We start from the raw sequence: 6,467 nt of genomic DNA on the forward strand, positions 1-6,467 counted from the left end.
TTTTAAAAGTCATCTTTTTTAAAATTAAAGTTGACTTTTATCTACGGAATATGCTTATTTTTAGGTCGTGAATAGTCTAAAGGGGCTAGCGAAGCTTTTGTTCAACACGGTGCAAATGCCATAAGCGTTTTTGGGCTTTTAATTAACTTTTATTTGTTGCCTAAGTTTTGGGCTTCGATTGAACTTTTATCTGTAAATTCGCTTATGGTTCCTTACCGAAACCGTTAGTCAGAATTATAGAATGAAGAACATCTTAGTAGCCATTGCACTTTTTTCACTAATAAGCTGCAGAACTATACAAGATTCTATCAATGACAGTATGCAAACGATGGCCTTGGCAATAATTCCAGACTCATGCGACATACAATTGATTGTTGAGGTAAGCGAATATCGTTTACTCCACTCTTCCCTTCCAGACAGTATAGCCATTAGACAAATTCACTCGGAAATAGCCCCTCCTTGCCAACAAACTATTAAAAATATTAAGACTATAATATACAACAAAGATTCAATGGACATCTCCTTGACCAAGATATTTATGGATACTACTCTGCAATCACAGCAAATGAAAAAAGGTTATAGATTAATATTTAGTGAGGATTCCCTTCGATATATGCGATTGCTTCACTTCAAATCACCACATTATCACTCTGAATTATTTCCATCTCAGAAAAATAACTACCACTAACATATAAGGGCTTAACCGAAGTGCAGCGCAGCGGAACTATTCTCATGAAGGCAAGAGTAATTTCGTTCCTTAATTTTACGAAACTGTGTCGAAGATTCCGACATGCTTCGAAACCTCAGTCTGAAACATGGCAAGTTTTAAACCCAAATGGGGATTCTGATTTTTTTCTGTTCACTTAGCTTTTGAACCACCCGCTGCCTGATCAAAACAATACCGTTGGGGTTTGCACCCTCGGGCAACGATAGAGGCAAGTAGCCCACAGGAGCACGCGGCGCTAGCCAAGTGCGACGAGGACTACAGCCGATAGCGTGACCTGAACGCCCCCCAACCGTAACCTGGATTACTTGCAAAAACCCGGTTGGGCGGAAGGGGCCCGCCAAAACAATCAACAAATAAATTACCGAATTACGGTTTGACTTCTGTCGGGACCTAAACTAACCAAAGAAATAGGAGTTTTGGTGCGCTCCTCAATGAAACGGATGTATTGGCTGAGTTCGTCGGGGAAAAATTCTTCGGAGGTAATACCGGTTAAATCACTCATCCACCCCTTCACAGGCTGGTAAACCGGATTGATGTCGGCAGTGTTCATATCAAACGGTATTCCGGCCTGGTTAACTCCATTTACGCAATATTCAGTGCATATTTGTAAGGTTTCAAAACCACTTAAAACATCGGCCTTCATCATCAATAATTGGGTTACCCCGTTGATCATAATAGCATAGTTCAAAGAAGGTAAATCTAACCAACCACAACGGCGCGGACGTCCGGTAGTACTTCCAAACTCACGTCCTTTGGCACGAATGGCTTCACCGGTTTCATTCAACAACTCGGTAGGGAAAGGACCACTTCCGACACGGGTACTGTAAGCCTTAAAAATTCCATAAACTTCACCAATTTTATTGGGAGCAATGCCAAGTCCGGTGCAGGCTCCGGCACAAACGGTGTTGGAAGAAGTAACAAATGGATAGGTTCCAAAGTCGATATCCAACAGACTACCCTGGGCACCTTCAGCCAAAATTTTACGACCTTGACTTAACCAATGGTTAATTTCGTACTCGCTGTTAATGACCTTTAATTTTCTGATTTCATCCAGGGAATTCATCCAGGTATCGAGTAAGGAGCTGAGTTCGGTATAATCGAACTGATGGAAATCCAGAATTTGCTTGTGCTTTTCGAGAAGAAAGTCTACTTTTTTTTCAAAATCCTTTTCAAAGATATCGCCAACCCGAATTCCGTTTCTACCGGTTTTATCCATATAGGTTGGACCAATTCCTTTGAGTGTTGAACCGATTTTTGCTGTTCCTTTGGCAGCTTCTGCCGCAGCGTCTAACATGCGGTGAGAAGGCAAAATCAGGTGGGCCCGGGTAGAAATTTGAAGGCGATCGCTTACATCGAGTCCTTGCTCATTCAGGCCTGAAATTTCTTTTTTGAAAATGACCGGATCTATAACAACCCCGTTACCAACCACATTAACAATTCCATCTCTGAAAATGCCGGAAGGAATGGTATGAAGAACGTGTTTACGACCATTAAACTCCAGGGTATGGCCGGCATTGGGTCCCCCTTGAAACCTGGCAACCACATCGTATTTGGGCGTGATTACATCTACAATTTTTCCTTTTCCTTCGTCGCCCCATTGCAAACCAAGTAAAACATCAACCTTGCTCATGTTATTTTTCAAAAATAAGTGCCGAAATTACGATGAAGAAACCTTGGGATTAGCTTCAATAGCTAAGGTTTATGGACATGTTATAAACAAAATCAGGGCAAAAATCCATCATTTCCTTGTAAACCACCGGTATGCAAGGCTAAAATTTTGGTTCCCGGCTTCCACCTACCCTTTTTAAGTTCTTCGGTTAGTGCGAAAAAAAGCTTGGCAGTATATACCCAATCGAGCGGGATTCCGGTTTGATTTTCAAATTCAGGTTTAAACTTTTTTAGGCTCTCATCCACTTTGGCATAGCCATTACCTGCGTATTGGTGTACTATCTCCCAATCGGCCTGCCTTCCTAAAATCATGGTCTCAACATACTTTTCCAGACTACCACCGTCCTTTAGAACCGAAACGCCCAAGGCCTTCTGCCCGGGCTTTAAACCCAGAATTAAACCGGCTAAGGTTGTTGCTGTTCCACAGGCTGTTGCAACCCAATCAAATGGAGAGCTTATTTCAGTAAGTATTTCGCTGCAACCTTGTACTCCAAAAGAATTGGCACCACCCTCCGGAACCAAGTAAAATTCACCAAACCTATTTTCTAAATCTTCTATGAAACCCAAATTCAGGCGACTGTCAAACTCGGACTTACTCACAAAATGCAGCTTCATACCACAGGATTGAGCAAACTCCAGGGTTGAACTTAATTGCGGAAAATAATTTCCCCTAATAATTCCGATAGACCTGAAACCTAAGAGTTGGCATGCTTTAGCAGTGGCGTAAAGGTGGTTAGAGTAAGGTCCACCAAAGGTAAGTATGGTGGTTTTACCTTGTAATTCAGCTTCTCTGATATTATAAACCAATTTGCGCCATTTATTTCCGGACACTTCTGGATGAATTAAATCGTCGCGCTTAACGCTCAATTCCACTCCATATTTTTTAAACAATGGGTGAGAAACCTGTTGAAGAGGAGAAGGCAGTTGAAAAGAAGTAGAAATAGAAATTGACATTTACCTTTGCAAAGAAATATGTTACCTCCCAAATACCGAAATTTAACTGAAGAAGATTTTTATACCACAGCGGAAGGCTATTTGGTATTCACAGAAACCTATCATTTAAAACGAGGTTATTGCTGTCAGAGTGGATGTAAACATTGCCCGTACGGTTACGACAAGGCAACAGGGAGAATAATTAAGAAGAAGAAGCCGGAATAAAGGAAACGATCATTCCTGGCCAATCCATTCTAACGGTCAAAAAAGTAGGCCAATTGAAAACCCAAAGGTTGATCGACGATGGTAGTTTTATAGTCCGGATTTATTTTAACGAAGCAAGCCAAGGAAAATTCGCGATAAGCCAGGGTTGCTCCCAAGGTAAAATGTGGTATTCCACCCTTGGATTTAGGGGAATGAGAATACCCGCCACGAACAGCCCAAAACCATTTTTTATCGACCTTTTGATGCAATTCTAATCCTAGCAGGTGATTGATTTCAGCTAATTCTTCTTTAAATCCAAAAGGAGCATCCGCAAAGGATTGAAAGGTACCGACAAAGGAAGAAACATTGTTGTCTTTGCCCTTTATTATTGTGGAGCCATTTCGTAGAGGAGGAGTTGGTACCAGCCATTTGTTTAACTCATACCCAACAACCAAATGCAGGGAATTGGGTAAATCCTTACCTAACAGGCAAAGGTTTGCTCCCAACCTAAAATTTTGCGGTAAAAAGGCTTTTGAAACCGACAAATTAGGTATGCCAACTTTGGGGCCCATGTTTTGAAGCATGATTCCAATTCCCCAGCTCAGCCTATTGCCATTGGGAAGAGATTTGTTATCGCTCCAGTTGATACCCCAATCTGTAGCAATACCTTGAGCAACAATATCCTTACCGTTAACTTTAAAACCAACACCATAGTTGGTGTAAAAATATTTTAAACCAAGTCCGACTTTGCATCTGGAAGTTATTTGCCTGGCATACCTAATTCCAACCGAATAGTTCCTGGAATAATACTTATTCAAAGTACTGGTAACTGAATCATATTGGGCAATATATCCAAATCCATAGTAGTTGAAATCCAATGCTAAACCTTGCAGGGAATCGAAACCATGAGATACGGCTCCCGATAGGTAAGTTAAATCCAAATCATTATTGAATAGGCTGGTTTTGGTAAATGAGTTATTTATTCTGGCATACCAATATTTTTTCTTTTTAGCAAGCAAAGCCGGGTTATGACTAATTCCTTGCATAGACATAGGATTAGAGGAAACCATTCCTAATCCGGCCATACCATTGGATTCAATATCATTCGGATGACTTAAAAAATCCTCTGTAAAACGAATATAATTGTAGGCAGATGATTGGGCTTTAGAAAAATAACATCTCCCTCCTACCAAACCAATAAGTAATATCCATATTCGTGTGTTTGGTACTTGAAAAAAAACCAACCAATTTATATTTTCAAACCAATTTGGAAACAATTCCTTCAAAGTACAAAGTATGATTAAAGACTTTTGGCTTTATTCCAATAAATATCCATTTCAGCCAGACTCATTTCAGTAAGCTCCTTTCCGTCTTTTTTAGATTCGGCTTCCAAGTAATTAAAACGTTTAATAAATTTCTTATTGGTTCTTTCCAACGCACTTTCCGGATCAAGGTTCAAAAAGCGAGCATAGTTGATCATTGAAAACAACACATCGCCCAATTCATCTTCCAGCTTTTCTTTTGGACTATTATTTTCTATTTCAACTTTCAATTCTGCCAATTCTTCGTTTACCTTATCCCAAACCTGGCTTTTATCTTCCCAGTCAAAACCAACGGCTCTGGCCTTTTCCTGAATACGAGTTGCCTTTACCATGGCAGGTAGCGATTTTGGCACACCTGCCAGAATCGATTTATTACCTTCTTTAAGTTTAAGCTTCTCCCAATTTTCTTTAACCTGATCTTCATTATCCACCTTCACTTCCCCGTATATGTGCGGATGCCTGTGAATTAACTTTTGGCAGAGCGAATCAATCGAATCTGCCATGGTAAATTCACCTTGTTCTCTTCCTATTCTGGCATAGAATACCAAGTGAAGCAGGATATCTCCTAGTTCTTTTTTGATATTCTCGTAATCCTTATCGAGAATTGCGTCTGCCAATTCATATGTTTCTTCAATGGTTAATGGACGCAATGTTTCAATGGTTTGCTTTTTATCCCAAGGACACTTCTCCCTGAGCTCATCCATAATAATTAACAATCGCTCAAACTGTTCCTTTTCACGCGAATAATCCATACTGTTTCTACTTAATTAATTGAACATAACCTTTAAATTCCAGATCCCTTACCTTGGCCACGTAGAAATAAGTTCCTTCCATAGCAAAGTTCCCGGCCTTGGTTCTTCCATCCCAACAATGACCTTCCCTATAACTTTCAAAAATCAATTCACCCCAACGGTTGTATACATATAATAGAAAGCAATTTTCAAACCAACCTGCTACCTCCGGCCTAAAACAATCATTGGTTCCATCGTTATTCGGAGAAAACACATTGGGAACCATGGCCATTAAACTATCATCAAAAACGACATTGCTGGAATCAATGGTTAAGGTATCATTGCAACCATTGGAAGCCACCGCAATCAAGGTTATTTCCCTGCCATTTCCATAAGGCAAAAACAAAACGGGATTGTAAAGTTCGCTCCACTTTAATGAATCCCCCCAAGACCAGAGATAAGAATTGGCATTGGTAGAATTATTAAAGGTTCTAACCACTAAACTATCACAACCGGGCATATACTTAACCGTGAAATTAGCATTGGCAGATGGCAAAACATTCACTGAAATTTGTCCGTTAGTGATACATCCTGCCAGGGTATTTGTGGCAGTTACTGTATAAGTTATTGAAGAATTAGGGAATAACAAGGCCGTATCTAACCCACCTCCTACTCCGGTGGTTGGATCCCAGGTGAATGTAGTTCCGGGAGGAAGTGGAAATTCAATGGTATCGCCTTGGCAAATGGTGGTATCACCTTCTATTTGCAAACTAAACACATTTACTTCCATGGTATCTGCATCGGAACAACCGTTGTTATCTGTAACAGTGACTATATATTCTGTTGATACCACCGGGAATGCCATTGGATTAGATATAAACG

General features: G+C 40.3%; 7 protein-coding genes. 1 reads left to right on the top strand and 6 read right to left on the bottom strand.

What is annotated here, in order from left to right; all coding sequences use genetic code 11:
- Positions 1 to 234: 234 nt before the first annotated feature.
- From K1X82_14210 to K1X82_14220, 3 genes are all read right to left on the bottom strand, one after another.
- Entirely contained in the window at positions 235 to 429 is a 195-nt protein-coding gene (locus K1X82_14210) for a hypothetical protein (protein MBX7183261.1), read from the bottom strand.
- A 656-nt stretch (positions 430 to 1,085) separates the two neighbouring features.
- Positions 1,086 to 2,357 (bottom strand): adenylosuccinate synthase, encoded by a 1,272-nt coding sequence (locus tag K1X82_14215; protein MBX7183262.1) that lies wholly within the window; start codon positions 2,355 to 2,357, stop codon positions 1,086 to 1,088.
- Between the two features lie 92 nt (positions 2,358 to 2,449).
- On the bottom strand, positions 2,450 to 3,349 hold the full coding sequence (locus K1X82_14220) for a pyridoxal-phosphate dependent enzyme (GenBank protein ID MBX7183263.1): 900 nt from the start codon (positions 3,347 to 3,349) through the stop codon (positions 2,450 to 2,452).
- 18 nt (positions 3,350 to 3,367) lie between these two features.
- Here K1X82_14220 and K1X82_14225 point away from each other — a divergent pair, with 18 nt between their 5' ends.
- On the top strand, positions 3,368 to 3,553 hold the full coding sequence (locus K1X82_14225; protein MBX7183264.1) for a hypothetical protein: 186 nt from the start codon (positions 3,368 to 3,370) through the stop codon (positions 3,551 to 3,553).
- 29 nt (positions 3,554 to 3,582) lie between these two features.
- On the opposite strand, the gene K1X82_14230 is transcribed toward K1X82_14225, so the two are convergent.
- The 3 genes from K1X82_14230 to K1X82_14240 all read right to left on the bottom strand — a co-directional run.
- A complete protein-coding gene (locus tag K1X82_14230) occupies positions 3,583 to 4,818 on the bottom strand; it encodes a PorV/PorQ family protein (protein ID MBX7183265.1) in 1,236 nt (411 codons plus the stop codon).
- 14 nt (positions 4,819 to 4,832) lie between these two features.
- Positions 4,833 to 5,606 carry a nucleoside triphosphate pyrophosphohydrolase gene (gene mazG / locus K1X82_14235; protein ID MBX7183266.1) on the bottom strand — a complete coding sequence of 258 codons (774 nt, stop codon included), beginning with the start codon at positions 5,604 to 5,606 and terminating at the stop codon, positions 4,833 to 4,835.
- A 7-nt stretch (positions 5,607 to 5,613) separates the two neighbouring features.
- A partial coding sequence (locus tag K1X82_14240; protein MBX7183267.1) for a gliding motility-associated C-terminal domain-containing protein occupies positions 5,614 to 6,467 on the bottom strand: 854 nt, incomplete at its 5' end.

This window comes from Bacteroidia bacterium (genome assembly GCA_019695265.1).
Taxonomy (GTDB): Bacteria; Bacteroidota; Bacteroidia; order JAIBAJ01; family JAIBAJ01; genus JAIBAJ01.